We start from the raw sequence: 26,752 nt of genomic DNA on the forward strand, positions 1-26,752 counted from the left end.
ACTTGGGAGCACCAGATGGATTTGCGTTATTCCGAAGCGGAACAGGCGTTCCGCGAAGAAGTGCGGGCGTTCGTGCGGGAGAACCTGCCTGCCGATATCCGCGAGAAAGTGCTCGCGCACCAGCGGGTGGAGAAGGACGACTACGTGCGCTGGCACCGCATCCTCAATACGCATGGCTGGGGTGCGCCCACCTGGCCCAAGTCATGCGGCGGCACGGGCTGGAACGCGCTGCAGCGCCTGATCTTCGAGATCGAGACGCTCGGCGCGGGCGCGCCGCGACTGTTGCCGTTCGGCCTCACGATGATCGGCCCGGTGCTCATGAAGTACGCGAGCCCGCAGATGCAGGCGCGCTTTCTGCCGCGCATTCCGAACGTCGACGACTTCTGGTGCCAGGGTTATTCCGAACCCGGTTCGGGTTCCGACCTCGCCTCGCTGAAAACGCGCGCCGTGCGCAAGGGCGACAAGTACATCGTGAACGGCCAGAAAACGTGGACCACGATGGCGCATTTCGCGGACTGGATCTTCTGCCTCGTGAGAACGGATTCCGAAGCGAAGCCGCAGGAAGGCATTTCGATGCTGCTGATCGACATGAAATCGCCGGGCGTCACGGTCCGGCCGATCGTCACGCTCGACGGCGGCCACGACGTGAACGAGACATGGTTCGAGGACGTGGAAGTGTCCGTGGAAAATCTCGTGGGCGAGGAGAACCGCGGCTGGACCTACGCGAAGTATCTGCTCGGGCACGAGCGCACGGCGATTGCGGGCATCGGCCATTGCTATCGCGAGTTGCGGCAGCTGAAGCATTACGCGGCACAGGCCGCGGACGGCAAAGGCGGCCGCATGCTCGACGACGCGCGCATGCGCGACAAGATCGCCCGCCTCGAAATGAACCTCATGGCGCTGGAAATGCTGCTGCTGCGCGTGGCGACGGCAGATGGCGGGCGCGGTCCCGGCCCCGAGGCATCGATCGTGAAGATTCGCGGCTCGGAACTGCAGCAGGACATCGCCATGCTTCAGCAGGAAGTGGCCGGGCCGCACGGCTGGCCCTACGCGCCGCAATGGCTCGAACCCGGCGCCCATGCCCCCGTGAGCGGGCCGCAATGGGCGGCGCCCGCTGCGTCCACCTATTTCGACATGCGCAAGACCTCGATTTACGGGGGCGCGACCGAGGTGCAGAAGAACATCATCGCGAAGATGATCATCGGCTTTTAGGACACGCACATGGACTTCACGTATAACGAAGAGCAGCAAATGCTCGCGGATAGCCTGCGCCGTTTCGTCGAAAGCGAATACACGTTCGCGCAACGGCGCCGGCGCGCGCGCGAGGGCGCGAGCTTCGATCGCGCCATCTGGACACGGCTTGCGGAAATGGGCGTGCTCGGCCTCACGGCGCCCGCCGAATACGGCGGGTTCGGCGAAGGCGCGGCGAGCCGGCTCGTGGTGCAGCGCGAACTGGGCCGGGCGCTGGTGCTCGAACCGGTCGTCCCGTGCAGCGTGATGGCGACCGCGATACTCGCGGCATACGCCAGCGCCGCGCAGCAGGACCACTGGCTGGGCGCGATCGCCACGGGGCAGCAGGTCGTCGTGCCGGCGTTCGCGGAAACCGCGTCGCGCTACCGGCTGGATGCGGTCGTCACACGCGCGACGCCCGTTGGGCACGGCTACGTGCTCGATGGCGCGAAAGCGCTGGTCTGGCACGGCGAAGCTGCGGATGCGTTCATCGTCAGCGCGCGCGTGGGTGATGCTGCCACGGGCGACATCGCGCTCTTCCTCGTCCCGCGCGAGAGCCGGGGCGTGAACGTGGTCGGCTATCCGACCATGGACGGCCAGCGCGCCGCCGACGTATCGTTCGAGGCGGTCGCGGTGGGCGCGGAAGCCCTGATCGGCGCGCCCGGCGCAGGCGTGGCCGCGCTCGGGCACGGCGTGGACTACGGGATCGCGGCGCTCTGCGCGGAAGCGGCCGGCGCGATGGAGCGCCTGATCGAGATCACCGGCGAGTATTTGCGTACGCGCCGCCAGTTCGGCCAGCCGCTCGCCGCGTTCCAGGCGCTACAGCATCGCATGGCGGACATGCTCGTGCACAAGGAGCTGGCGTTTTCCATGGCCTACGTCGCCGCGCAAGCGCTGGACGAACCCGAAGCGCGCAAGCGCCGCCGCATGCTCGCCGCGGTGAAAGTGACCGTCGCCGAGGCGGGACGCTTCGTTGGCCAGCAGGCGGTGCAACTCCACGGCGGCATGGGCATGACCGACGAGCTGGAAGTGGGCGACTATTTCAAGCGGCTGACGATGTTCGATCCGCTCCTCGGCGACACCGACCATCATCTCGCAAGCTACGTCGAGGCGATGGAAGACTGAGCCCCACGCACCGCCCCGCATCATGCGGGGCGGTTCTTTTACGGACGTTCGATTTTTCCGAAAATGATCAGGACTACCATTGAAAACGGCATCGCCACGCTGACGCTCGACAACCCGGAGCGCAAGAACGCCCTGAGCGCTGCGGCGCTCGCCGCATTCGCGGATGCCATCGAAGCATTGCGCCGCGACGCCACGGTGCGCGCGTTGATTCTGACCGGCGCAGGCAGCGAGTTTTGCTCGGGCGGCGACGTCAGCGCGATGCAAGGGCCCGCCGATACGGCCGCCGTGCGCCGCCGCATGATCGAGAGCCAGCGGCCGTGCGCGGCGCTGGCGACCTTTGACAAGCCGGTGATCGCAGCGGTGGATGGCGTGGCGTACGGCGCCGGCTTCAGCATTGCGTTGATGGCCGATTTCATCGTCGCGAGCGAGCGCGCGCGCTTTTGCCTCGCGTTCGCGCGCATGGGTCTCGTGCCGGATCTGGGTGCGCTGCATACGCTGCCGCGCATCATCGGCGCGCAACGCACGCGCGAACTCGTCTATTCGGCCCGCGAGTTGCCTGCGCTCGAGGCGCAGGCGTTGGGCATCGTGCTGGAGGTGGTGCCCGCCGATGCGCTGGGCGCGAGAGCGCACGAACTGGCGCTCGCCATGAGCGCGCAATCGCCGGACGCGTTCGCGATGACCAAGCGTTTGCTCGCGCAGACGTTCGAACGCGACTTCGGCGCACTCCTCGACGCGGAGGCGGGCGCCCAGGCCATTGCGTTGACCTCGCCGTATCTGCGCGAGGCCGCGGCGCGCTTTGCGCGCAAGCAAGCCCCGTTGTTCCGCTGGCCGCGCAACGATCGCGAAGCCTGAGCGCACGATCGAAGGGAGGAGCCGCGGGGCAAACCCTTGCTCCGTTCGAAGCAGCGCGGAACACTTCAACGCTTCCCGCCGCTTCCTGCTTTAGGACCACGACAGCTGTTTGTGTCCGCCTTAAGTTAACACCCATCGGAACAGCCGACCCAGCCGGCGCCGAATCAAGGAGACAAGACATGACGAACGCGATCGCCACGCCCGAGGCGAACCCGCCCCCTGCGCACGCGCACTTTACGCTCGACCCTGTTTCGCCCGCCATCGGTGCGGAAGTGAACGGCATCGACCTGCGCGAAACGCTGGACGACACCACCGTCGCCGCGCTGCGCGCCGCGCTCGTGCAGCACAAGGTGCTGTTCTTCCGCGACCAGGACATCACGCCCGCGCAGCACGTGGCGCTTGCACGCCGGTTTGGCCAGCTCGAAGTGCATCCCGTGTTTCCGCATCACGCCGACCATCCCGAACTCGTCCTGCTGGGCGGCACGCAGGCTTCGAAGGCGCGCGAGAACATCTATCACTCGGACGTGTCCTGGCGCGAGATTCCCTCGATGGCGTCGATGCTGCGTTGCGTGGAATGCCCGCGCAGCGGCGGCGACACGATCTGGGTGAACATGGAGAAGGCCTATGCGGAGCTGCCGCAGGCCGTGAAAGCACAACTCGCCGGCCTCGAAGCCGTGCATGACATCATGCCGTCATTCGGCTCGCGCATGTCGGCCGAAGAACGCGGGGCAAATCGCGTGAAATTCCCCGCCGTGATTCATCCCGTGGTCCGCACGCATCCGGAAAGCGGCGAAAAGATCCTGTACGTGAACGAAGGCTTCACGACCCATCTCGCCAACTTTCTGAGCACGGGCACGTTTCGCGTGGGCTTCGATTTCCGCTACGGCGAACTCGAGTTGCTCCAGTATCTGTTTCGCCAGGCCGCCATTCCCGAGTACCAGGTTCGGCTGCGGTGGGCGCCCAACACCATCGCGTTCTGGGACAACCGCTCGACCCAGCACTACGCGATCCAGGACTATTTCCCGGCCGTGCGGCGCATGATGCGCGCAACGATCATCGGCGACAAGCCGTTCTGACGCCTCGCGCATTTCACTGCGCATCTCAATCGACAGGAACCGTTAGCCGTGCACAAGATCGATCAGTACTACATAGGCGGCCAGTGGGTCGCGCCCGCGCCCGGCGCGCGTATTCACGAGATGGTTTGCCCTGTCACGGAGGCGGTGACGGGAACGGTGCTCCTCGGCACGCCCGCCGATGTCGAGCGCGCCGTGGCCGCGGCCCGCGCCGCGTGGCCCGCGTGGTCGGGCACCAGTGTCGCGAGCCGCGTGGCGGTGCTCACGCGCATCATCGAGCGCTATACCGCGCGCTATGACGAACTTGCGCGTGCAGTGAGCACGGAAATCGGCGCGCCGATCAAGTTGAGCCACGAACTGCAGGCGCGCGTGGGCCTCGCGCAGCTGCAGAGCGTGCGCGCCGCACTGGAGTCATTCGCGTTCAGCGAGCGGCGCGGCACGACCGAGATCGTGCGCGAAGCCGTGGGCGTGGTCGCGCTCATCACGCCGTGGAACTGGCCGCTCAACCAGATCGCGGCGAAGGTCGCGCCGGCGCTTGCGGCGGGCTGCACGGTCGTGCTCAAGCCTTCGGAGATCGCGCCGCTCGACGCGCGTCTGTTCGCAGAGATACTGGACGAGGCGGGCGTGCCGCCCGGCGTATTCAACCTGGTCTACGGCGACGGAGCGACTGTGGGCGCGGCACTGTCCGGCCATCCCGACATCGACATGGTGTCGATCACGGGCTCGACGCGAGCGGGCGCGCAGGTCGCCTCGAGCGCGGCGGGCACGGTCAAGCGCGTGGCGCAGGAACTGGGCGGCAAGTCGCCCAGCCTCATCTTCGAAGACGCCGATCTGCCGACCGCGGTGAAGGCGAGCGTGCTGGCCTGCATGCTGAATTCGGGGCAAACCTGTATCGCGCCCACGCGCCTGCTCGTACAACGCAGCCAGTACGATGCGGCCATCGAAGTCGCCTGCGCGGCGGTCAACGCGCTGAAGGTCGGCGATCCGGCCGCGGCGGACACGATCCTCGGCCCGATTTCCAATCGTGCCCAGTACGAGAAAGTCCAGCGGTTGATCGCGATCGGCATCGAAGAGGGGGCGCGTCTCGTGGCGGGCGGCGAGGGCAGGCCCGCTCACCTGTCACGCGGTTTCTTCGCGCGGCCCACTGTGTTCGCCGACGTGCGCAACGACATGACGATCGCGCGTGAAGAGATCTTCGGTCCGGTGCTCGCGATCCTTCCGTTCGATACGGAGGAAGAGGCCGTAACGATCGCGAACGACACGCCGTATGGCCTCGCCGCCTACGTGTGGTCCGGCGACGCGGCGCGCGTTCGGCGCGTGGCGACACGGCTTCGCGCGGGCAGCGTGCAGATCAACGGCGCGAAGATGGATCTCGCGGCGCCGTTCGGCGGCATGAAGGCGTCCGGCAATGGGCGGGAGCACGGCGCGTATGGTCTCGCCGAGTTCCTCGATTACAAGCAGATCACGGGCTGCGCGGCATGAACCGACCCGCACAGGAATTCGACTACGTCGTGATCGGCGCGGGGTCGGCGGGTTGCGCAATTGCCGCGCGCCTTGCCGAAAGCGCGGGCGCGAGCGTCGCGCTCATCGAAGCGGGACCGAGCGATCACCACTACACGGTGTGGGCGCCGCTCGGTATCGCGGTGACGGTGCCGCGCGAAGGGCCACGCAACTACGCGTTTCATACCGAGCCGCAAGCCGGCCTGCTCGGCCGCCGCTCGTATCAGCCGCGAGGGCGGGGTCTCGGCGGCAGTTCGTCGATCAACGGCATGGTCTACATTCGCGGGCATCGCGTGGACTTCGACGCGTGGGCGAACGCGGGCTGTACCGGCTGGAGCTACGAAGACGTGCTGCCGTATTTCCGCCGCAGCGAGTCGAACGAGCGTTGCGCCGGTCGTGACGACGATCGCTTTCACGGTGCGCGTGGCCCGTTGCATGTGAGCGAATTGCGCTCGCCCAATCCGTTCTCGCAGCACTTTATCGCAGCGGCATTGCAGGCGGGCCTGAAGCCGAACCCCGACTTCAATGGCGTGGACCAGGAGGGCGTCGGCCTCTATCAGGTCACGCAACGCGACGGCGAACGCTGGAACACGGCACGCGCCTGGCTGCACGGGGGGTATCGCGGCGACACGGCGCACAACGGCGGCCGCGAATGGCTCACGGTGCTGACCGGGGCGCGGGCGCAGCGCATCGTGTTCGAAGGGGGACGCGCCGCGGCGGTCGAGATATGGCGTGACGGCGTTGTGCAAACCGTGCGAGTGCGCCGCGAGATCGTGGTGAGCGCCGGAGCGTTTCATTCCCCGCAACTGCTCATGGCTTCGGGCGTCGGACCGGCGGCGCATCTGCGCGAATTCGGCATCGAGGTCGTGTATGACGCGCCGCAGGTGGGCCAGAATCTGCAGGACCATCTGGACGTCATCGTGAACAAGCAGGTCGCATCGACCGAGCTGTTCGGGCGCTCCGTGCCCGGCCTGATGCGGCTCGCCCGCGAGATTCACCGCTACCGGCGCAAGCGCACGGGCATGGTCACGTCGAACCTCGCCGAGGCGGGCGCATTCGTGCGGAGTGCGCCGGGTCTCGCGGCACCTGACCTGCAACTGCATTTCGTGCCCGCGATGCTCGGCAACCGCGGCGAAGGCAAGCCGCCGCGCGGGCACGGCTATTCGTGCCACGCCTGCGTGCTGCGGCCGCACAGCCGCGGCTCGGTGACGTTGCGCTCGCCTCACATGCACGATACCCCGTCGATCGATCCGCGTTTTCTCGCCGACGAACGCGACATGGCAGGCATGGTCGCGGGCGTGAAGCTGGTGCGCCGGATCTTCGCGCAGGACGCGCTCGCGCGCCATGGCGGCCGCGAATTGTTCACGGACGACATCGCGCGGGAGACGGAGGGCGACGAGGCGATCCGCGCGTTCGTGCGCCGCAACGCCGACACGGTGTACCACCCGGTGGGCACCTGCCGCATGGGCGCCGACACGCAATCGGTCGTCGATCCGCAGTTGCGCGTGCGCGGGGTGACGGGACTGCGCGTCGTGGACGCGTCGATCATGCCGACACTTGTGGGCGGAAATACCAATGCCGCTGCAATCATGATCGCGGAAAAGGCGGCGGACCTGATGCGCACCGGCATGTAGACGGCGCCTGTCGTTACCCTTTCTGTTGCTTTCTAGTTGATTCGGATAACGAATCGATACGCGCCGTGTTAGAACCCCGAGGTCAAGACTCATGCTTCAGATCGAACAACCCGTGGCCGCGACACACGCTGTGCGTGCGCGTAACGGCTGGGCCACGGTCGCCGCGCTGTTTCTGTTCATGGCGCTCAATTTCGCCGATAAAGCCGTAGTCGGCCTGGTCGCGGTGCCGATGATGCGGGACATGGGATTGAGCCCGGCGCAGCTTGGCATCGTCGGCAGCGCATTTTTCGTGCTGTTCGCCGTGTCGGCCATCGGCGTGGGCTGGATCGCGGACCGCCTCGATCCCACGTGGCTGCTCGCCGGGCTTGCGCTCGTCTGGGTGGCCGCGCAATTGCCGATGATCTGGCCAGCCAGCTTCGCGACGCTCGTGCTGTGCCGCATCGTGCTGGGTGCGGGCGAAGGTCCCGCATTGCCGCTCGCGATGCACGTGACCTATGAGGCCTTCGACGACCGGCGACGCAGCCTGCCCACGCTGATCGTGCAGCTCGGCGCGACGGCGGGGCTCGTGCTGGCCGGGCCCGCGTTGACGTACGTCGAGCAACGCTGGCACTGGCGCGCCACATTCCTCGCACTCGGCGTAGCCGGCGTGGCGTGGGTCGCGCTATGGCTCGCGGTGCGGTTTGCGGGGGCGCCACGCATGCGCGTTCGGGCAGCGGCCGCCCCGCGCGCCGTCACGCCCGGCTGGCGTGTGTTGCGCTCGCACTTCGGCAGCGCCACGGTGCTGACCGTCCTGTTCCAGTCGTTCGCGGGCTATGCGGTCGTCGCCTGCGGCATCACGTGGATGCCCGTGTATTTCCGCCTCGGGCTGGGCATGCCCCCCGCGCGTGCAGGGTGGCTGTTCGGTCTGCAGGTGCTTTTGCAGGTGCCGGTGGGGTTCGCGCTGGCCACGCTCTCGCACGCGCTGCTCAGGCGCAGCGTCTCGACGCGCATCGCGCGAGGCGTGCTCGTGAGCGCGTGCTGCACGGTCGGCGGGATCTTGCTGTGCGTCTCGTTTGCATCGTGGCCGCCGCTCGCGAAGGTGGCGCTGGTGGGCCTGGCCTGCGCATTCGCCACGCAGGCGTTCACGTTCGGGCCGCAACTCGTGGCCGAAGTCGTGCCGGGCGCGAACCGCGCAGCCATGCTCTCGACCGTTCATGCGCTCGCGACGACGGCCGGCTTGTTCGCGCCGGCGCTCATGGGACATCTCGTCACTTCGACGGCGGGCCCACGCGGCTACGAAGCGGGTTTCGGCGCAATGGGCGCGCTGCTCGCCGTAGCGGGCGTGGCGGGCTTTCTCTGGCTGCAGCCCGCAAAGGAGGGCCGCGGGGCGCGCTGAGGTTCGCGTACCCGATTCAACCGGAAGCTTTATTGGGCCGGGTTCTTTGGTAATTCGCAGTGCGATCCATTCCGCCAACGAGCGGATACCGACAACAGAAGAGGAGACATGCATGCGTTTGAAGCTGATTAGCCAGGGTGTGATGGGCGCGACGTTCGCAATGGTCGCGAGCGCCGCTTGCGCCCAGACGAGTGTGACGCTCTACGGTGTGGCCGACACGTTCTTCCAGTACCTGAACAACGGCGGCACCGCGTCGGTTTCCCAGCGCAGCGGCGGTTCGACGGGCTCGATGTTCGGCCTGAAGGGTTCCGAAGACCTGGGCAACGGGTTCAAGGCCAATTTCGTGCTCGAAAACGGCTACAACATCAACAACGGCGCGGGTTTTGCGGACACGACCGCGTTGTTCTATCGCCAGGCTTGGGTCGGCGTGGCACACGGCGACTACGGCGCGCTCACGTTCGGCAGGCAGTACCAGCCGAGCTTCCGGGCCGTCTACCCGAGCGATCCGTTTCGCGCCAACGAGGTGCTTTCGCCGCTTTCGGCCGCCGTGCTCGCGACCGATCGCAATACGCTCTCCACGCAGTACGCCGCGGGCCGCACGAGCAACTCGATCCTGTATGTCTCGCCGAAATTGGCCGGGTTCCAGCTCAACGCCATGTATGGTTTCGCTGCGACCGTCACGCAGCCGGTGCCGGCGACGACGGGCAATATTCTCGACGTTTCCGCGACCTATACCGGCTATGGCCTCTTCGTCGGCCTGGCCTACATGAACGAACATGCGGGCACGGAAACCGTGCCGGGTCTGCCGTCCGCGCTCACGCTCGTGGGCACGGAGCATTACACGGCGGCGCTTGCTTACCGTATCGGCATTGTCAACCTGCAGGCGAATTATTCCTATGCGAGGCCGAAGACACCGCCCGCGCATTCGCTCGCGGCCGCGCTCGGCTCCGCGCATGCGTACAACGTGACGGAGGTTGGCGCGACGATTCAGGCCACCTCGTTCGACGCGATCCAGATCGCCGGCATTCAGCGCAACATTCACGGCGTCAACGACGAAACGCTCGGCATCGAGCTTGGCTACGATCGGCAGATCTCGAAGCGCACGAGCCTTTACGCGCGCGCGGGGTATCTGAAGAACCACGGCCAGGCGATGATGAGCTGGCCCGGCATTTCGGTCACGGCCCCGCAGTCGTCGCAAACGCTTGCGGTGCTCGGTATCTCGCATCTTTTCTGAAGCCGGTTACTACGGACTGCAAATGAATGACGAAGCGGCGCGGCATATCAGCCTCGTCGCTTTCGATATGCCTTCATTTTGCCATGTGGAACAACACGGTAGCGGCACGGCCAGATGCCCCCAAAACAGGTATGCTGCGGACATCCCGCGTGTCCTGCGCGGGGCACGAACGTGGAGTTCCCGATGTCTGCCAATCCTGCCAGTGTGTCCTCCGGACTGCGCGAAGTCTGGTTGATCCGTCATGGTGAAACGGAATGGAGCCTCTCCGGGCAGCACACCGGCCGCACCGATATCGCGCTCACCGGTCACGGGCGCGAGCAGGCGCGCTCGCTGGCGCCGTCGCTCGCCGCACAGCACTTCGACGCGGTGCTATGCAGCCCGATGGCGCGCGCCATCGAGACGTGCCAGCTCGCGGGCCTCGGCGACGAGATGACGATTTCGGCCGACCTGCACGAGTGGGACTACGGGATTTACGAAGGCCTCAAGACAGCGGAGATCCGCAAGACCGAACCCGACTGGAGCGTGTGGCATTCGCCCATCGCGCATGGCGAGGATCTCGCGCGGGTTCAGACGCGCGCGGCCGCGGTGATCGAGGGGCTGCTGGCGATGCGGGGCCGCGTGGCGCTCTTTTCGCACGCGCATTTCCTGCGCGCGTTGGGGGGCTGCTGGGCTTCCGGTTCGGCGGCGCTCGGCGAGCATCTGTATCTCGACACGGCTTCGGTCAGCATTCTCGGCTTCGACCACGAAAGCCGCGCCATCCGTCGCTGGAATGCGCTCGGCGAGCGCAGGGCGTTGATGTGAATACGCCCAGACGCACTCGCTCAGCGCAAGGAGCAAGACAGCCAGTGCGCGATACGCACGCCGTCGAGGCGCGAACCCTCGGGCGTGGCGCTCCCTAGCATCGTGACGATCACGGGTCGCCGGCCGTGCACCATCACGCGCATCACCATATTGTGGCCGGACTCGTTGATGAAGCCGGTTTTCTGCACGCTCGCGCGCACCTGGCCGTAGCGCACCAGCCGATTGCTGTTCACATACTGCAACTGCCCGCGGCCAGTGGGCACGCGTTCCTGATGGTCGATCGAATAGCGGCGAATCAGCGGGTAGCCGTTGGCTGCGCGCACGAGGCTCGCCAGCTCGCGCGCGGTTGAGACGTTCCGCGGCGACAGCCCAGTCGCGTTGACGAAATGCGTGTGCTTCATGCCGAGACGCTGCGCTTTCGCATTCATTGCCGCGATGAACGCAGCCTGCCCGCCCGGATAGTCGCGGCTGAGCGCCGAAGCCGCACGGTTTTCCGAGGACATCAGCGCAACGTGCAGCATGTTCGCGCGGGTGAGAGAGGCTCCCACGCCGAGGCGCGAATGCGTGAACTTGAGCGTGTCGAGATCGGCGGTCGTGACCGAAAGCCGCTGTTGCAGCGGCGCATGCGCGCTATCGAGCCAGACGATGGCCGTCATGAGCTTCGACACCGATGCGATGGGCGCCACCGTGTCGGCATGGCGCGCGTAGAGCGGCGTGTGGGTGTTTTCGTCGACGACGTAGATCGCATGCGAAAAGAGCTGCTTGCGCGAGGCCGGCGTAAAGCCGCAGCGGGCGAGCAGGCGAGGGGCGTGCGCGCTTTTGGCGCTCGCGTGCGCGGCGTGATGCGGCGCCGGCGGCGGTCCGTGTCTGGGCTTCGCGCGTTTGGTGCGGCGCTTCGTCCCGGAGAGCTTGGTGGAGGGCGCATCAGCGGGCATCGAACGGTGCGCGGGCTTGGTCTTGTGCGCGACTTTCTTTTTCTTTTTGGGCGTGGCGTGAACGGTTCTTTCCGCCGCGGTGTGATGAGCGGCTGCATGGGCGCAGACCGGAGCCGCGCCGGCCGCGAGGCCCGCGACGATCAGGGCGAGCAGGCTGGGTAGCAATCGAAGTCGGGAAGCGAAAGGCATCGACAGATGGGCTTGTACGTTGGGTCTGCGCGGCGCGCGTCGAGATTCTGGCGGCATTGTTCGAGCCGCATCGGCCGATGAAGTTCCATTCCGGTTCCATAATCGTCACCCAGTGGGACCATCGTCGTATTGAACGGGCGGCGAGCGGGTCCGTATACTCCGTGATGCCAAGGGGGAACAGGGATGCTCAATCAACTCTCCGACACCTTCCTGCTCGTCTTCGCAGGACTCTTTCCCGTTATCAATCCGCCCGCGGCGGGGTTCATCGTACTGAGCATGCTGCCGCATGCGACGGCCAGCGAACGCGCATTTCTCGCGCGGATCATCGCCATCAACAGCCTGTTCATTCTGCTCGGGGCGCTGCTGATGGGCGCCTATGTGCTCTCGTTCTTCGGCATATCGATACCCGTGTTGCGGGTGGCGGGCGGGCTGGTCATCGCGTTCGCCGGCTGGAATCTGCTGCACAAATCGCCCGATGGCGCGGAGGCGGCACAATCGCAGGCGCCGCCGGATTCGGCGCGCCAGGCGACGCTGCGCGCCATGGCGTTTTATCCGCTCACGTTGCCGGTTACCGTTGGACCGGGTTCGATCGCGGTCGCGATTGCGCTGGGCACGGGCCGGCCGCGCGGTCACGTGCAACTCGTCAATGTCGTCGGCGTGCTGCTCGCCTTGATCGTTCTGTGCGGCTGCATCTATCTCTGTGTGCGTTTCGCGGGCCATGTCGGCAAGCGGCTCGGACCCGTCGGGACCGAAGTGCTCATGCGCCTGCTCGCCTTCGTGCTGCTGTGCATCGGCCTGCAGATCTTGTGGCTCGGGATCGAGGATCTGCTCGAGTCGGTGCCGCTTTCGGTGAGCGTCAAATAACCGCCGCCCTCGCCATGTTGCGCCGCATGAAAGGGAAAACCACGAGCCCATAACATCAGACGTCTGATGTAGATTGGAGCCCAATGTAGCCAACCCACGCAATCTTGCGGAAGCCATGCGCCTGAGCGTCGATCAGTCGATGTGCGAGCGAATCCAGGATTCGCTGCTGGAAATGATCCGCGAGCGCTCGCTCAAGCCGGGCGATCAAATCCCCCCGGAGCCTGAGCTTTGCGAGCTGTTGGGCGTGGGCCGCTCGAGCTTGCGCGAGGCGGTCGCGCAGATGATTTCCCACGGTCTTCTCACGCGCGTGCACGGCAAGGGGACCTTCGTCAGACAAATCACGCTCAAGCTGCAAGGCGGTCTGGATGATCTGATGTCTGTGACGGACATGATACGCAGTGTCGGTGCGGTGCCTTCCACGAGCCGTCTGCAGGTGAGGACGATCGCGGCTTCCGGCAGCCTCGCGCAAAAGCTCGGCGTCGCCGAAGGCGATCCGTGCGTGCGCTTCGAACGCGTGCGGCGTGCCGACGATGCGATCGCCGCTTACTGCATCGACATCGTGCCCAAGGCGCTGCTCGAAGGGCAGGAGCTGGGCGAGTCGCTGTTCGGCACGCTGGAGCGCGCGGGCGTGCGGCTCTCCCACACCCATAGTTCGATCCAGCCGACCGTTCTCACCCCGCGGGATTTGCCGGAACTGCAGGAGAACATCGGTATGTTCCTGCTGATCGACGAAGTGGATTTCGACGAGACCGGCCGCGCGGTCTGCTACAGCAACGACTATTACAACGCCAGCATTTTCAAGTTCGATCTCGTACGCAAGCGACGTTAGGCGGGCCGGCGGCCCATTTCCGGACAGGAAGAACGTATGCACTTCGAAGCTTTCAGTTCTGCCGAATTGACCGACTATCTGCTGGGCGTTCCGGCCGTTTGCGCAAGGCTTGGCGACGACAGGGAATTGCAGGTCGTCGAAGTGGGCGACGGCAATCTGAACTACGTCTACTTCGTGAGCAGCACGCGCGACCCGCGCCTGAGCGTCGTGGTGAAACAGGCGCCGCCGTACCTGCGGCTGGTCGGTGAAGCATGGCCCTTGCCGCGCGAGCGCATGGAGCGCGAAGTGGCGGCGTTGCGCCGCTTCGGCGCGCTGTGCCCGGAACACGTGCCGAGCGTCTTCCACGCGGATAGCGAGAAGTTCCTGATGGTGATGCAGCGGCTCGATTCGCATCGTGTGCTGCGCGGGGGGCTGATCGACGGCATCGTGTATCCGCGGCTCGCCGATCACATCTCCACGTTTCTGGCCCGCACGCTCTTTCACGGCTCCGATCTCTATCTTGCGCCGGATGCCAAGAAAGCGGCCGTCGGCGGCGACATCAACACCGAATTGTGCAAGATTACCGAGGAACTCGTCTTCACGTTTCCGTTCGAAGATCATCCCTCGAATGTCTACAGCCCCGCGCTGCCCGCGGCTGCGATCGAACGGCTGCGCACGCACGAGCCGCTGAGGCTCGCGGCAGGCGAGATGAAGTGGGCCTTCATGAATCATGCGGAAACGCTCGTGCACGGCGACCTGCATACGGGCTCGATCATGGCGAACGAGCACGAGACGTATGTGATCGACCCCGAGTTCGCGTTCTATGGGCCGATGGGCTTCGACACGGGCGCGTTCATTGCGAACCTGCTGCTCGCGTATTACGCGCGCGACTGGCACGACCGCGAGGCGGGACGCGACCCGGCAGCCTACCAGGGCTGGCTGCTCGAGCAGGTGGAGGCCGTGTGGAACGCCTTCGCGCAGAAGTTCGGGCAGATCTGGCGGCTGCACGAGCGCGAGACCGGCCACGCGTATATCGGCGGCCCGGCGGGCACGCGTGCGGCTCAGGCCTTCCGCGACGATTTCATCAATCGCCTCTTCGCCGATACGCTCGGTTTTGCGGGCTGCAAGATGATCCGCCGCATCGTCGGCATGGCGAAGGTGGCGGAAATTACGAGCATCAAGGACGACGCGGTGCGCGCGCGCGTCGAAGTGCGCTGCCTGAAGCTCGCCGAAGCGCTGCTGGTACGGCGCCGCGAGCTGCCGTCGATCGAGGCGGTCACGGCGCTGGCCGCACAGGTGCTCACCGAATTGGTTTAAACGAATACAGGCTGCCGCATGAGCGGCAGCGCCCGGACAACCGGCATCGACGGAGAACGTATGACGTTGCAGGCGCAGCAATCGAGTCTTCCGCCCACCATCGAGTGGCGCGACGACACCCTTTATCTGCTCGACCAGACGCGTTTGCCGCGCGAATGCGTGGTCGAGGCCGTGGACAGTGTCGAGGCGGTCTGGCGCGCGATCCACGAGCTGCGCGTTCGCGGCGCACCGGCGATCGGCGTGGCGGCCGCCTATGGCCTGTGTGTAGCGATGCGACACGAGCCAACCGGATCGCGCGATACGTTCCTCGCGCGTCTCGCAGCGCACGCCGCGTATCTGGACAGCGCGCGGCCCACCGCTGTGAATTTGCGCTGGGCGCTCGAGCGGATGCTCTCACACGCACGCGCGGAGTCCGGCGCGACGGGAGCGACGTTATATGAAACGCTCGTTGCCGAGGCGAAGCGTATTCATCAAGAGGATATCGAGTTGTGTGCGCGCATCGGCGAAGCCGGGCGCGCGCTGATCGCGCCCGGCAGCGGCGTGCTCACGCACTGCAATGCCGGTGCGCTGGCCACGGCGGGCATCGGCACGGCGACCGCGCCGCTCTATTGCGCGCATCGCGACGGCGTGGCGTTTCGCGTCTATGCGGACGAGACGCGACCGCTCCTGCAAGGCGCGCGGCTCACCGCTTACGAACTGCAGCAGGCGGGGCTCGACGTCACGCTGATCACCGACAGCATGGCGCCGACCCTGATGGCCCAAGGGCTCATCGATCTTGTGATCGTCGGCACGGATCGCGTGGCCGCGAACGGCGACGTCGCGAACAAGATCGGCACGCTCGGCGTGGCGATCGCGGCGAAGCATTTCGGCATTCCGTTTTATGTGGCGTGTCCTTCGTCCACGCTGGATCTGCGCACCGCCAGCGGCGCGGACATCGTGATCGAGGAGCGCGGCGCGGCGGAGGTGACGCATCTCGCGGGGCAACGCACCGCGCCCGAGGGCATTCAAGTGCGCAACCCCGCGTTCGATGTCACGCCCCATACGCTCGTGACCGGCATCGTGACGGAGCGGGGCATCGTGCGAGCGCCGTTCGAGACCAGTCTTGCCGCGCTCTTCGCCACTGGAGCGGCGGCGTGAGCGGCGCGAGCGAAGGCCGCCGTGCGGGCGAGACGGCGGGACGCGCACGCGACGCGCGCGCGGAAACCGAAATGCGCCAGCAGATCGTCGATACCGCGCGCGAGATGGAGCGCCTCGGCATCAATCAGGGCACCTCGGGCAACGTGAGCGCGCGCTGGCATGACGGACTCCTGGTGACCCCGAGCGGCGTGCCGAGCGCCGCGCTCACGCGCGAGCGCATCGTCTGGATGCCGCTCGACGTGCGCGACGACGATCCGCTCTTCGAAGCGCAACGCCCCTCGTCGGAGTGGCGTTTTCATCGCGACATCCTGCGTGCGCGCGCCGACGTGAACGCCGTGGTCCATACGCATTCGCAGGCCGCGACGGCGCTCGCGATTCACAGTCGCGGCATACCCGCGCATCACTACATGGTGGCCGCGGCGGGCGGCAATTCGATTCGCTGCGCGCCGTATGCGACCTTCGGCAGCCAGGCGCTCTCCGATCACGCGCTCGAAGCGCTGCACGAGCGGCTCGCGTGCCTGCTCGCGCATCACGGCGTCATCGCGCTCGGCCGCGATCTCGCGCGGGCGTTGTGGCTGGCAAACGAAGTGGAGGTGCTCGCCAGGCAGTTTTTGCTGGCCTGCCAGCTCGGCGAGCCGCCGCTGCTTTCCGACGCGCAAATGGAGGAAGTCATCGAAAAGTTCAAGGGCTACGGCCCGCGCAGGTAATACGCGCGCGCGCTCGCGTCCAGGCAGTCGTTGCAATGCAAGGCACACGCGGTGCAAACGATTACGCAGTCGGTTGGCGGTTCGCAGGTCAGTCAAAAACCAGCAGATCAAAGACAGGAGACGGTGATGGCGTGGAGTTCAGCAGGGTTCGACAGATGGGTGGCGCGCAGCGCGCGCATGGGAGCCACGGCCGGCGTGACGATGTTCGCCGCCGCAGCGATGCTGGCAGGCTGCTCGAAGAGCGAGTCGCCCTCGACCACGGCGGCCGCGTCCGACGCCGCCGCCGCGAGTGCGCCGGCGCAGGCAGCGGCTGCGACCCCGGCAGTCACGAAGATCAAGGTTGGCTTCTCAATCGCCACGCTCAATAACGCGTTCTTCGTCGGCCTGAAGAACGGTGTGGAGCGCGGCGCGGATAAGCAGGGCTTCGATCTCGTGCAAACGAACGCGAACGGCGACGCACAGCAGCAGGTCAACGACACGCTCAATCTGCTGAGCCAGGGCGTGCAGGCGATCGTGCTCAATCCGATCGATTCGAAGGCGATCATCCCGGCGGTCGAGAAGGCCAATTCGATGAACGTGCCGGTCTTCATGCTCGACCGGGGTTCGGACGGCGGCAAGGTGACCTCGTTCGTCGCTTCGGATAACGTAGCGCTCGGCGCCACCGGCGCGAAGTGGATCGCCGACCAGTTGAGCAAGCGTTATGGCTCGCCCAAGGGCAACGTGGTCGATCTGATCGGCCTGATCGGCACCACGGCGGCGACCGATCGCGAGAAGGGCTTCTCGGAAGAGATCGCGAAGTATCCCGACATCAAGGTCGTCGCGCGCCAGGAAGGCGGCTTCGACCAGGAGAAGTCGCTCAACGCGATGACGAGCATTCTGCAGAAGTATCCGCAGATCGACGCGGTATTCGGCGCGAACGACGACAACACGGTGGGCGCGGAAAAAGCCATCGACAATGCGGGCCGCTACAAGCCGCTCGGCGACCCCGGCCACATCATGGTGATCGGCGCGGACGGCACGGCGCAGGCGCTTTCGGCGATCCGCGCGGGCAAGCAGGACGCGACGATCTCGCAGAACCCGATCGGCATGTCCGCCAAGGCGATGACGTTCATCACCGACTACGAGGCGAAGAAGGACGTGCCCGCGAACTACGCGTGGCCGACCTATCTGATCGACAAGTCGAACATCGATTCGGACGGTGCGAAGCAATACGGTCTGTGGGCCCTCGAAGTCAAGCAGTAACGGGCGGTCTTAAGCGCCGGCCGCGCGCGACGCGTGCGCCGGCGCCCGGGATGAACGGATGAAACGCGAATCAGGTTCGGCAATGGACGTATCGCAGCAGGAGAACACCAGCGCGGGCGGCCGCCCAGGCGCGCCGCCGCTGTTGCGCATGAACGGCATCGTGAAGATCTTTCCCGGCGTGAAGGCGCTGCGAGGCGTGAGCCTCGAGTTGCATGCGGGGCACGTGATGGCGATCGTCGGCGAGAATGGCGCGGGCAAGTCGTCGCTCATCAAGACGCTCTCCGGGGCTTACGAGCCGGACGAAGGCACGATCGAGATCGACGGCGTACGCCTCGCGCGCGGCACCCAGGCCGCGATCGACGCGGGCGTGGCTGTGATCTATCAGGAGCTTTCGCTCGTCAACGACATGACGGTGGCCGAAAACCTCTTTCTTGGCCGCATGCCGCGGCGCTATGGCCTCGTCGATCATCGCAGCGCCAACGCCATGGCGCGCGAGGCGCTGGCCCAGGTCGGGCTGGAAGGCGTGCCGCCCGCCATGCGCCTGGGCGATCTGCCGCTCAACAAACGCCAGCTCGTGGAGGTCGCCAAGGCGCTCGCGCGCGACGCGCGCATTCTCGTGATGGACGAGCCCACGGCCGCGCTTCAGCATCACGACATCGAGCATCTCTACGCCGTCGTGCGGCGACTGCGTGCGGCGGGCATGGGCATCATCTTCATCTCGCATCATCTCGAAGAGGTATTCGAACTGGCCGATTCGGCCGTGGTGATGCGCGACGGCGCAACGGTCGGCGCGCGGCCCATGTCGGAATGGAACGAACCGGCGCTCGTGCAGGCGATGGTCGCGCGCAATCTCGACTCGTTCTATCCGTGGGAGGCGCGGCCCTACGGCGCCGTCGTGCTGGAAGCGCACAACTTGGCGAGCGCACCCGTGCTGCGCGACGCGAGCTTCAGCATTCGCGCAGGCGAGATCGTGGGCATTGGCGGCATTGCGGGCGCGGGGCGCACCGAGCTTCTAAAGACGCTTTGCGGGGCGCTGCCGCTTACCCGTGGCGAACTGAGGCTGCGCGGGCGCAGGCTCGCGCTGCGCTCGCCCGCGCAAGGCATGCGCGCGGGCATTGTCTACACCGCCGAGGACCGCAAGCTCGAAGGGCTCGTGCTCGACGCGAGTATCGAGGAGAACGTCGCGCTTTCGAGCTTGCGGGCGCTGGTGCGCGGCGGCTTCGTGAGCGCGGCGAGAAAGCGCCGTCTCGCGCGCGAGGCGGTGGAGCGCTTCGCGGTGCGCGCGCCCTCGGTCACGTCGCTCACCGGCAATCTTTCGGGCGGCAATCAGCAGAAGGTGATACTCGGGCGCGCGAGCGCGACGTCGCCAGCCGTGATCCTGCTCGACGAGCCTACGCGCGGCATCGACGTCGGCGCGAAGACCGAAATCTATGCGCATATCGTCGCGATGGCGCGCGCGGGTGCGGCCGTCGTACTCGTGAGCTCCGAACTGCCCGAATTGCTCGGCATGTCGGACCGCGTGCTCGTGATGTATCGCGGCAGCATCGTCGGCGAAGTCGCGCGCGAGCACGCCAGCTCGGAGACGATCATTCAATGGGCTACCACCGGAGTTGCAGCATGACGTCCACCACGGTTCGACCGCGCGAAGAAACGCAATCCCTGCAACAGCGCGTGCTGCGCCAGTTGCGCAGCGGCCTCGGGCCGCTCATTGCGGCGCTCGTGCTGATCTGTATCGCGCTCTCGCTGGCGTCGCCCGAATTTCTCACCACGAGCACGCTCACCAACATCATGGTGCAGGTGTCCGTGGTCGGCATCGCGGCAGTGGGCGGCACGTTCGTGATCATCACGTCGGGCATCGACCTCTCCGTGGGCTCGCTCGTCGCGCTGAGCGGCATGGTGGCCGCGACCGTCATGGCCGGCGCGAGCCCGGACGCGGTCGGGCTCGGTGTGGCGGGGCTCCTCATTGCGCTCGTCACCGGTGCGGCGGTAGGCGCGCTCAACGGCTTCGGCATTGCGTGGCTGCGGCTCGTGCCGTTCATCGTCACGCTCGCGATGATGGCAATGGGGCGCGGCCTCACGCTCGCGATTTCGGACGGGCGCACGAAATTCGACTTTCCCGCCGTGTTTACCGCGTTCGGCGCGAAGACGTTTGCGGGTCTGCCCGCGCCGATGCTCGTGATGCTGGCCGTATTCGTCATTGGCCATGTATTGCTGCGCAAGACCGAATTCGGCCACCAGGTGTTCGCCGTGGGCGGCAACAAGGAAGCGGCGCGCCTCGCGGGCATTCCGGTGAGCCGCGTGATCTTTCTCACCTACATGTTCGCGGGTGTGACCGCGGCCATTGCGGGCATCGTGCTCGCGGGGCGGCTCAACTCGGCGTTGCCATCGGCGGCCAACGGGCTGGAGCTGCAGGTGATCGCAGGCGTCGTGATCGGCGGCACCTCGCTCGCGGGCGGGCGCGGCTCGATCGTCGGCACCTTCATTGGCGTGGTGCTGATCGGCGTGATCAATGTCGGACTTTCGCTGCTCGGCGTCAATCCGTTCTGGACGCAATTCATCCAGGGCGGCGTGATTCTCGCGGCCGTTTTGCTCGACGCGCTGAGCCAACGGCGCAAGCCTTGAACGGAGAAGTCAACGTGAGCGGTGGAGCGAAGGCCACCCATTACTGGAGACGCGACACGTGAAAAAGATCATTAATCATCCTGATCATTTTGTCGACGAGATGATCGACGCCTTGTTGCTCGCCCATCCGGGCTGGCTCAAGCCGGTGACGGCCGACCGCCGCGCGCTCGTGCGCGCCGACGCGCCGAACGCGGGCAAGGTCGGCATCGTGACGGGCGGCGGCTCCGGGCACCTGCCGGGCTTTCTCGGCTACGTGGGCAAGGGGCTCGCGAGCGGCGTGGCGGTGGGCAACGTGTTTTCGTCGCCGTCGTCGGAGCAGATCTACGAGGCCACCAAGGCGGTGCACGGCGGCGCGGGCGTGCTCTACCTGTACGGCAACTACGGCGGCGACGTCTTCAACTTCGATCTCGCCGCGGACCTGGCCGACGCGGACGGCATCGAGACCCGCACCGTGCTCGTCGCCGACGATGTCGCCTCCGCGCCGCCCGAGCGGGCCTCGGATCGACGCGGCGTGGCGGGCATGGTGTTCGGCTTCAAGTGCGCGGGCGCGGCGGCCGAACGCGGCGACACGCTCGATGAGGTCGCGCGCATTGCCGCGAAGGCGAACGGCGCGACGCGCACGATGGGCGTGGGCCTTTCGCCGACGATCCTGCCGGCGGCCGGCAAGCCCACCTTCACGCTGCCCGATGGCGAGATGGAGATCGGCATCGGCATTCATGGCGAGCCGGGCACGCACCGCGGCAAGCTGGAGAGCGCGGATGCCATCGCCGAACGGCTTGCGGGCGCGATCCTCGGCGACTTGCAGGCGAGGGCGGGGTCGAGTGTCGCGCTGCTCGTCAACGGGCTCGGCGCGACGCCGCTCGAAGAACTGTATCTGCTGTACCGGCGCGCCGCGCAGGCCATTGCCGCCGCGGGGCTGCGCGTGGCGCGCGCCTATGTGGGCGAGTACGTGACGAGCCTCGAAATGGCGGGCGCCTCGATTTCCGTGATGCAGCTCGACGAGGAACTCGACACGCTGCTCGATGCGCCGGTGCGCTCGCCGTTCTGGCGCGAAGGATGGCGCGTGGACGAGGGAGGTGCACGATGAGCCTCTCGGTCAGCGAAGTCAGGGAACGGCTCATCGGCGCGTTGAACGCGCTGCCCGCCAGCGCGGAGGAACTGCGCGAACTCGACGCCGCGCTCGGCGACGGCGACCTGGGCATCACCGTGAAGGCGGGCTCGCTCGCGGCAGCCGATGCCATTGCGAAGCTGCCGCCCGACGCGGCGCTGGGCGACGTGCTGATTGCCACGGGCAAGGCGTTTTCGACGGCGAACCCTTCGACGTTCGGCGCGCTCGTGGGCGGCGGCCTGCTCGCCGCGGCGAAGACCGTGGCGGGCAGCCAGGTTGCGGGCCGGGGCGAAGCGCTCGCCATGGGTCGCGCGGTGGCCGCGCGCATCGCCGAGCGGGGCAAGTCGCAGCTCGGCGACAAGACGGTGCTCGATGCACTCGTGCCGAGCCTCGATACGCTCGAGGCGTTCGAATCAGGCGTCGACGAACGCGTGCTCCTCGACGCGATGATCGACACGGCGGAGCGACAGGTGCGCGCCACGGCCGCGTTGCAGTCGAAGAAAGGGCGCGCGGCGTGGGTGCAGGAACGCAGCATCGGTCACGCCGATCCCGGCGCGACGGCGTGGCTCAGGTTTCTTCAAGCCTGGCGAGGATGAGCTTCGCCACTCAGCGAAGCAGCATTTCGGCCACGCCAGCCGCCGCCGAAAACACGACGACAACGAGCGGCGGCACCTTCCAGCGCGTGAGCAAAAAGAAGCCGATGACCGCAACCGCAAAGTCGATTCGTGACTGGACCGCGCTCGTCCACACCGGCGAATAGAGCGCCATGGCGAGCAGCCCGACCACGGCTGCATTCACGCCCGCCAGCATCGCCGCCATGGAGGGATGGGCGCGAAGCGCTTGCCAGTAGGGCAGCGCGGCGAGCACGAGAAGCAGGCCCGGCAAGAAGATGCCCGCCAGCGCCACGCAGGCGCCCAGCGCATGACTGGATGGACCGCTCATGATCCATCCAAGAAAAGCCGCGAACGTAAAGAGCGGGCCGGGCACGGCCTGGGCGGCTCCGTAGCCCGCAAGAAAGTCGTTCGGCGAGACCCAGCCCGTTGCCACGGTCTCACGCTGCAGCAACGGCAGCACCACGTGACCGCCGCCGAACACGAGGGCACCCGAACGGTAGAAAGCGTCGAACACGTGGACGGTGTGCGTCGTATCGAATGCGGCAAGCGCCGGCAGCCCAAAAAGCAGGGCGCAAAAGAGGGCGAGCGCGAACAGGCCGGCGGTGCGCGACACGCGGAACTCCTGCGTATGCTGATGCGTACCGGCGATGGTTCCCGCCGTCGTGGACCGGCACAGCACGATACCGAGCGCGGCGCCCAGCACGATGACGATCAACTGTGCATACGCCGTCGTCATGACCGCGAGAAGCACGACCGCAACGAGTGCGATGCCGGCGCGGCGGTGGTCGGGACACAGGCGGCGCGCCATGTCCCAGACGGCTTGCGCGACGACGGCAACGGCGACGAGTTTCAGTCCGTGAATCAACCCGCTTCCCACGGGGCCGCCGAGTTCAGGCGCGATGATGGCAAAGGCGATCAATAGCGCGACGGATGGCAACGTGAAGCCGCACCAGGCGGCCAGGCCCCCTGGCCAGCCGGCGCGCAGCAGCCCGATCGAAAAACCGGTCTGACTACTGGCGGGACCCGGGAGAAACTGGCAGAGACCGACCAGATCCGTGAAGGTTGCGTCGTCGAGCCAGCGACGCCGGTCGACGAACTCGCGACGGAAGTAGCCGATATGGGCAATGGGGCCGCCAAAGGACGTCAGGCCCAGCTTCAGAAAGACCCACAGCACTTCGAACACGGAGCCCGCACGGTCCGGCTCTGACGTCGACATATCTGTTTCCATGGAAATTCTGTCGTACGGAATGCGAACATCGGTCGAGGCTGCCGCGATCATACCCGATCCGCTGGCACGATCGCAGGCCGGGAAGCTTTCGCTGGGCGCGCGCGTGACAGGCAGGCAGGCACGAGCATGACCAGCTCCCACCTTGCGCTCATCCGGTTGTTCGCAAACTACACACGGCCACGAGGCGGCTTAAAGCGTCATTCCTCTGCGTATATTGGACCGACAAAAACGCGGAATTCTTCTCATTGATGCTCTCGTTCGTGCGCTGCGCGCGTCAAATGTCTATGCTCGTTGTAATTGTCCCGACACAGCGCCCCGGAGGGAGTGATGCAAGCCGATCCAAAAGTTATCGAATACCTCAATGCGGAACTAAAGAACGAGCTGACGGCGATTAATCAGTATTTTTTGCACGCACGACTTTACGGACACTGGGGGCTCGCAGGACTCGGCAAACATGAATATGACGAGTCGATCGAGGAGATGAAGCATGCCGACAAGCTGATCGAGCGGATTCTCATGCTCGACGGCCTGCCCAATCTACAGGACCTTAGCAAACTTCTGATCGGCGAAGACGTTCGCGAAGTGCTCGAGTGCGACCTCAAGCTCGAACGCACAGCGCAGGCACAGTGCAAGGAAGCCATTGCGTACTGCGAATCCGTGCGGGACTTCGTGTCACGGGAAATCTTCGTCGAGATCCTGGACGACACCGAGGATCACATCGACTGGCTGGAAATCCAGCTCGGGTTGATCGACAAGATCGGCCTTGAAAACTATCAGCAATCGGCGATGGGCTCGGCCAGCTGAGACGCAATCCGGCTTGGATCATGCCGGGAAAAAGCGTGGATGCCGCTTGCGGGGCACCCACGCATCCCTGCGTCAGTGAGCCGTTGGGCCGGCAACGCTTAGTCGTTGTACTTCCAGATGTTGTAGTAGCTCACGCCTTCGGCGCCCCAATTGAGCTGCACGAGACGCGAAACGCCCGTCGTGAGCGCCGGGAACGAGCACGCGCTGGAACACGTCTGCACGCCGTTTTGCGCCATGCCGGCCGTCACCGTTTCCGAATACTGACCGTTCTGTGCCGTCGGCACACCTGTCCACCAGCCGTCCACCTCGGCCGGGGTAGTCGCGCTCGTATCCGTGCCTGCCTGAATCTGGATGCCGGTCACGAGCGGCGCGACGTTGTGCCCGTTCACCACACCCGACCAGTCGATGGCGGCCGTCGCCTGTGCCGCTGCGAGCGAGCCGGAGGGCGTCAGAAAGTTGCTGATGACGTCGCTGCCGAGCGTCTGCCACGCCACGCCCTGCGCCGCGGTGGGAAGCAGCGGCGGGGTCGGGTTGACCACAGTGAGCGGGCTGCCGATCTGCGCACCCGTCGTGTCGTAGAAGGTCACGGTATAGCTCGCGTACGGCGCCGGCAGTGTCTGCGCGGTCACGGGCGTCGCCGCCATATAACCCTCGTCGCTGCTGTTCGGTGCGAAGGCGAACGTGCCGGTGTTGCCGGGCAGAGCCAGCCAGGCCCAACGGTAGAGCGACGTGTTGGAGCTTGTCGTCACGGCCGCCGTGGGCGCACTCGTCACGATCCGGCTCGTGAGTGCGAGCGAGGTATTGCCTGTGCCGCTGCGCGGCTCCAGCCATACGCCACCAGACGGCAGCCCTGCACCGGCCACGTTCACGGAACCGAGGTTCGACGGGTTGACTGCGGAGGCGCTGCTCGTCGGGATGGTGATGCCGAGGCCGGTTTCATAGCGGTTGCTCGACGCGGCGCTCGCATCGAGGTACTGGCGCTGCGACACGAAAGAACTAATCGTGACGTTATAGGCCTGCTGGTTGCCGACAATGTCCCAGCCGCTACTGCCGTTCGCCTGGACCACCGTGAGGGCGAAGTTATGCTGCCCGGCCTTGTTGGTGTAGAAGATGCGCACCAGCGCGCTCGCCCGGGTGATGTTGGGGAACGGACTTTGGCCGGCCGGCCAGTAGACCAGCGTCTTCGCGCCCGTGATGGTGGACCCGCTCGCGCTGAGATCGGCGTGGTACGCCTGAAACCCGCCGTTCGTGCTGCTGTAGCCGTTCTCGAGATAGTTCGTGTCGATGGCCGTGGAGCATGCCGAGGTCGTCCCTGACAGACACTGCGACAGCGCCTGCAGCGTAGTGGCCAGATAGTTGGCCGCCACAGGCGGAGCGGCAAGCTGGGTGTTGGCCGAGGTCGATGTCGACGTGTTGAGCGCGACGGCCGTGCCCGGTGCCGAAGTGCTCGAGATCTGGAGGCCACCCGACGCGCCGGTGGTCACCGCCACGGAGTCGATCACGGCGTCTGCGCCCGTTTGATCTGGTGTGAACGGCTGGCTGATGGGATTGAACGCGGAAGGCGATACGCCGTTGGCTGAGAGGATCGGCGTGAGGATCGTATTCAGCGTGGAGATCGCAGTGTTGACGGACGTGGTCGAAATATCGGCCGCGAGCGTGGCCGCCTTCGTGAGTTCGAGCGGATTGCCGTCGCTCGTCAACTGGGCGGCGACCGCCGTCGTCAACGGCGTGACGTTGGCGACAACGGGTGCGCTGGAACCCGTGGGCACGGTGGCCGTCACCGAGTAGAGCGGTGCATTGACCCCGCCAGGATCCGTTGCGACGAGGACAAACGGTGCGGTGAAGCCGGTGAGGGAGATCGAGTAGTTGCCACCTGCGTCGCTTGTTGCCGTGACGCTCTTGCCCGTCGAATCGATCAGCGTGACGTTCGCACCCGCGAGCGCGTCGCCGACTGCTACGGTGCCGCCGATGCTCGAAGGCGTGGTCGTCGAGGTGGAGGCTGCCGACGGGCTGCTGCCACCGCCACCGCATGCCGCGAGAAATGACAGTGAAATGGCGCTGGCCAGAAGCGTGAGTTCCGATTTGAAACGATGCGGGTTCGCCCGCTTATTGTGTTTCATTAGTTCCCCGTAGAAGGTGTATGTGGTTCTTTTAGAGAAACGAGTGCATGGAATGCCGGCAGCCTGAAGGCGAGAAGAGTGGCTTCGTCGTTTCAGGCGAAAAGATATTCATCGGGCGGATTGGCGTCAATACTAAAACCTGGGAAAGCGTCTTAAAGATAAATATTCTGGCAATTGAATATTCAGATAATCTTTGTAAGAAATGCAGATGACGCCAGAAAATGACGACTGGA

The 26,752-nt window shown here is 66.0% G+C and carries 23 protein-coding genes; 20 read left to right on the plus strand and 3 right to left on the minus strand.

All coding sequences use genetic code 11. From position 1 onward, the window contains the following. Positions 1 to 15: 15 nt before the first annotated feature. The 9 genes from AB4Y35_RS05415 to AB4Y35_RS05455 all read left to right on the plus strand — a co-directional run bounded on the left by AB4Y35_RS05415 (position 16) and on the right by AB4Y35_RS05455 (position 10,824). Complete coding sequence (locus AB4Y35_RS05415; protein ID WP_368703621.1) at positions 16 to 1,212, plus strand: acyl-CoA dehydrogenase family protein; 1,197 nt, start codon at positions 16 to 18, stop codon at positions 1,210 to 1,212. 9 nt (positions 1,213 to 1,221) lie between these two features. Beyond that, positions 1,222 to 2,355 (plus strand): acyl-CoA dehydrogenase family protein, encoded by a 1,134-nt coding sequence (locus tag AB4Y35_RS05420; RefSeq protein WP_368703622.1) that lies wholly within the window; start codon positions 1,222 to 1,224, stop codon positions 2,353 to 2,355. A 63-nt stretch (positions 2,356 to 2,418) separates the two neighbouring features. Further along, on the plus strand, positions 2,419 to 3,207 hold the full coding sequence (locus AB4Y35_RS05425; protein WP_368703623.1) for an enoyl-CoA hydratase/isomerase family protein: 789 nt from the start codon (positions 2,419 to 2,421) through the stop codon (positions 3,205 to 3,207). Between the two features lie 179 nt (positions 3,208 to 3,386). Further along, entirely contained in the window at positions 3,387 to 4,283 is an 897-nt protein-coding gene (locus tag AB4Y35_RS05430) for a TauD/TfdA dioxygenase family protein (protein ID WP_368703624.1), read from the plus strand. Between the two features lie 48 nt (positions 4,284 to 4,331). Continuing rightward, a complete protein-coding gene (locus AB4Y35_RS05435; protein ID WP_368703625.1) occupies positions 4,332 to 5,762 on the plus strand; it encodes an aldehyde dehydrogenase family protein in 1,431 nt (476 codons plus the stop codon). Beyond that, positions 5,759 to 7,414: a GMC family oxidoreductase gene (locus AB4Y35_RS05440; protein ID WP_368703626.1), complete on the plus strand. Its 1,656-nt coding sequence runs from the start codon at positions 5,759 to 5,761 to the stop codon at positions 7,412 to 7,414. Before AB4Y35_RS05435 ends, AB4Y35_RS05440 begins: the two co-directional genes overlap by 4 nt. 91 nt (positions 7,415 to 7,505) lie before the next feature. Next, positions 7,506 to 8,789: an MFS transporter gene (locus tag AB4Y35_RS05445; protein ID WP_368703627.1), complete on the plus strand. Its 1,284-nt coding sequence runs from the start codon at positions 7,506 to 7,508 to the stop codon at positions 8,787 to 8,789. Between the two features lie 118 nt (positions 8,790 to 8,907). Next, complete coding sequence (locus tag AB4Y35_RS05450) at positions 8,908 to 10,023, plus strand: porin (protein WP_368703859.1); 1,116 nt, start codon at positions 8,908 to 8,910, stop codon at positions 10,021 to 10,023. 183 nt (positions 10,024 to 10,206) lie between these two features. After that, on the plus strand, positions 10,207 to 10,824 hold the full coding sequence (locus AB4Y35_RS05455; RefSeq protein WP_368693016.1) for a histidine phosphatase family protein: 618 nt from the start codon (positions 10,207 to 10,209) through the stop codon (positions 10,822 to 10,824). 20 nt (positions 10,825 to 10,844) lie between these two features. On the opposite strand, the gene AB4Y35_RS05460 is transcribed toward AB4Y35_RS05455, so the two are convergent. Then, complete coding sequence (locus AB4Y35_RS05460; protein WP_368703628.1) at positions 10,845 to 11,924, minus strand: serine hydrolase; 1,080 nt, start codon at positions 11,922 to 11,924, stop codon at positions 10,845 to 10,847. A gap of 207 nt (positions 11,925 to 12,131) precedes the next feature. Here AB4Y35_RS05460 and AB4Y35_RS05465 point away from each other — a divergent pair, with 207 nt between their 5' ends. The 10 genes from AB4Y35_RS05465 (at position 12,132) to AB4Y35_RS05510 (ending at position 22,349) form a co-directional block, all read left to right on the plus strand. After that, the gene (locus tag AB4Y35_RS05465) at positions 12,132 to 12,812 is read left to right on the plus strand and encodes a MarC family protein (RefSeq protein WP_368686924.1); all 681 of its coding nucleotides are present in this window, start codon (positions 12,132 to 12,134) and stop codon (positions 12,810 to 12,812) included. A gap of 73 nt (positions 12,813 to 12,885) precedes the next feature. Next, on the plus strand, positions 12,886 to 13,641 hold the full coding sequence (locus tag AB4Y35_RS05470; protein WP_368703629.1) for a GntR family transcriptional regulator: 756 nt from the start codon (positions 12,886 to 12,888) through the stop codon (positions 13,639 to 13,641). A 36-nt stretch (positions 13,642 to 13,677) separates the two neighbouring features. Further along, entirely contained in the window at positions 13,678 to 14,937 is a 1,260-nt protein-coding gene (mtnK, locus tag AB4Y35_RS05475; RefSeq protein ID WP_368703630.1) for an S-methyl-5-thioribose kinase, read from the plus strand. Positions 14,938 to 14,997: 60 nt separating this feature from the next. Continuing rightward, complete coding sequence (gene mtnA, locus AB4Y35_RS05480) at positions 14,998 to 16,074, plus strand: S-methyl-5-thioribose-1-phosphate isomerase (protein WP_368703631.1); 1,077 nt, start codon at positions 14,998 to 15,000, stop codon at positions 16,072 to 16,074. Positions 16,075 to 16,145: 71 nt separating this feature from the next. Further along, positions 16,146 to 16,781: a class II aldolase/adducin family protein gene (locus tag AB4Y35_RS05485; RefSeq protein ID WP_368703860.1), complete on the plus strand. Its 636-nt coding sequence runs from the start codon at positions 16,146 to 16,148 to the stop codon at positions 16,779 to 16,781. A 126-nt stretch (positions 16,782 to 16,907) separates the two neighbouring features. Continuing rightward, complete coding sequence (locus AB4Y35_RS05490; RefSeq protein ID WP_368703632.1) at positions 16,908 to 18,023, plus strand: sugar ABC transporter substrate-binding protein; 1,116 nt, start codon at positions 16,908 to 16,910, stop codon at positions 18,021 to 18,023. 82 nt (positions 18,024 to 18,105) lie between these two features. Further along, the gene (locus tag AB4Y35_RS05495) at positions 18,106 to 19,644 is read left to right on the plus strand and encodes a sugar ABC transporter ATP-binding protein (RefSeq protein WP_368703861.1); all 1,539 of its coding nucleotides are present in this window, start codon (positions 18,106 to 18,108) and stop codon (positions 19,642 to 19,644) included. Continuing rightward, positions 19,641 to 20,645 carry an ABC transporter permease gene (locus AB4Y35_RS05500; RefSeq protein WP_368703633.1) on the plus strand — a complete coding sequence of 335 codons (1,005 nt, stop codon included), beginning with the start codon at positions 19,641 to 19,643 and terminating at the stop codon, positions 20,643 to 20,645. The genes AB4Y35_RS05495 and AB4Y35_RS05500 overlap by 4 nt, the downstream gene beginning before the upstream one ends. Positions 20,646 to 20,703: 58 nt before the next feature. Next, positions 20,704 to 21,732: a dihydroxyacetone kinase subunit DhaK gene (locus AB4Y35_RS05505; RefSeq protein WP_368703634.1), complete on the plus strand. Its 1,029-nt coding sequence runs from the start codon at positions 20,704 to 20,706 to the stop codon at positions 21,730 to 21,732. Next, the gene (locus tag AB4Y35_RS05510; protein ID WP_368703635.1) at positions 21,729 to 22,349 is read left to right on the plus strand and encodes a DAK2 domain-containing protein; all 621 of its coding nucleotides are present in this window, start codon (positions 21,729 to 21,731) and stop codon (positions 22,347 to 22,349) included. Before AB4Y35_RS05505 ends, AB4Y35_RS05510 begins: the two co-directional genes overlap by 4 nt. A gap of 10 nt (positions 22,350 to 22,359) precedes the next feature. On the opposite strand, the gene chrA is transcribed toward AB4Y35_RS05510, so the two are convergent. After that, positions 22,360 to 23,595 (minus strand): chromate efflux transporter, encoded by a 1,236-nt coding sequence (gene chrA, locus AB4Y35_RS05515; protein ID WP_368703636.1) that lies wholly within the window; start codon positions 23,593 to 23,595, stop codon positions 22,360 to 22,362. A gap of 327 nt (positions 23,596 to 23,922) precedes the next feature. On the opposite strand from chrA, the gene bfr reads away from it, so the two are divergent. Further along, positions 23,923 to 24,399, plus strand: coding sequence for a bacterioferritin (gene bfr / locus AB4Y35_RS05520; protein ID WP_368703637.1), 477 nt, complete (start codon positions 23,923 to 23,925; stop codon positions 24,397 to 24,399). A gap of 98 nt (positions 24,400 to 24,497) precedes the next feature. On the opposite strand, the gene AB4Y35_RS05525 is transcribed toward bfr, so the two are convergent. Next, positions 24,498 to 26,519: a hypothetical protein gene (locus AB4Y35_RS05525; protein ID WP_368703638.1), complete on the minus strand. Its 2,022-nt coding sequence runs from the start codon at positions 26,517 to 26,519 to the stop codon at positions 24,498 to 24,500. Positions 26,520 to 26,752: the final 233 nt, after the last annotated feature.

This window comes from Paraburkholderia sp. EG286A (genome assembly GCF_040965375.1).
Taxonomy (GTDB): Bacteria; Pseudomonadota; Gammaproteobacteria; order Burkholderiales; family Burkholderiaceae; genus Paraburkholderia.

Bases quoted from the DNA above. Each gene is read 5' to 3' on its own strand.
- AB4Y35_RS05455 (WP_368693016.1), top strand. From the start codon at position 10,207: ATGTCTGCCAATCCTGCCAGTGTGTCCTCCGGACTGCGCGAAGTCTGG.
- AB4Y35_RS05500 (WP_368703633.1), top strand. From the start codon at position 19,641: ATGACGTCCACCACGGTTCGACCGCGCGAAGAAACGCAATCCCTGCAA.
- AB4Y35_RS05425 (WP_368703623.1), top strand. From the start codon at position 2,419: ATGATCAGGACTACCATTGAAAACGGCATCGCCACGCTGACGCTCGAC.
- AB4Y35_RS05445 (WP_368703627.1), top strand. From the start codon at position 7,506: ATGCTTCAGATCGAACAACCCGTGGCCGCGACACACGCTGTGCGTGCG.
- AB4Y35_RS05485 (WP_368703860.1), top strand. From the start codon at position 16,146: ATGCGCCAGCAGATCGTCGATACCGCGCGCGAGATGGAGCGCCTCGGC.
- mtnK (WP_368703630.1), top strand. From the start codon at position 13,678: ATGCACTTCGAAGCTTTCAGTTCTGCCGAATTGACCGACTATCTGCTG.
- AB4Y35_RS05415 (WP_368703621.1), top strand. From the start codon at position 16: ATGGATTTGCGTTATTCCGAAGCGGAACAGGCGTTCCGCGAAGAAGTG.
- AB4Y35_RS05510 (WP_368703635.1), top strand. From the start codon at position 21,729: ATGAGCCTCTCGGTCAGCGAAGTCAGGGAACGGCTCATCGGCGCGTTG.
- AB4Y35_RS05420 (WP_368703622.1), top strand. From the start codon at position 1,222: ATGGACTTCACGTATAACGAAGAGCAGCAAATGCTCGCGGATAGCCTG.
- AB4Y35_RS05490 (WP_368703632.1), top strand. From the start codon at position 16,908: ATGGCGTGGAGTTCAGCAGGGTTCGACAGATGGGTGGCGCGCAGCGCG.
- mtnA (WP_368703631.1), top strand. From the start codon at position 14,998: ATGACGTTGCAGGCGCAGCAATCGAGTCTTCCGCCCACCATCGAGTGG.
- chrA (WP_368703636.1), bottom strand. From the start codon at position 23,595: ATGGAAACAGATATGTCGACGTCAGAGCCGGACCGTGCGGGCTCCGTG.
- bfr (WP_368703637.1), top strand. From the start codon at position 23,923: ATGCAAGCCGATCCAAAAGTTATCGAATACCTCAATGCGGAACTAAAG.
- AB4Y35_RS05440 (WP_368703626.1), top strand. From the start codon at position 5,759: ATGAACCGACCCGCACAGGAATTCGACTACGTCGTGATCGGCGCGGGG.
- AB4Y35_RS05430 (WP_368703624.1), top strand. From the start codon at position 3,387: ATGACGAACGCGATCGCCACGCCCGAGGCGAACCCGCCCCCTGCGCAC.
- AB4Y35_RS05465 (WP_368686924.1), top strand. From the start codon at position 12,132: ATGCTCAATCAACTCTCCGACACCTTCCTGCTCGTCTTCGCAGGACTC.
- AB4Y35_RS05495 (WP_368703861.1), top strand. From the start codon at position 18,106: ATGGACGTATCGCAGCAGGAGAACACCAGCGCGGGCGGCCGCCCAGGC.
- AB4Y35_RS05525 (WP_368703638.1), bottom strand. From the start codon at position 26,519: ATGAAACACAATAAGCGGGCGAACCCGCATCGTTTCAAATCGGAACTC.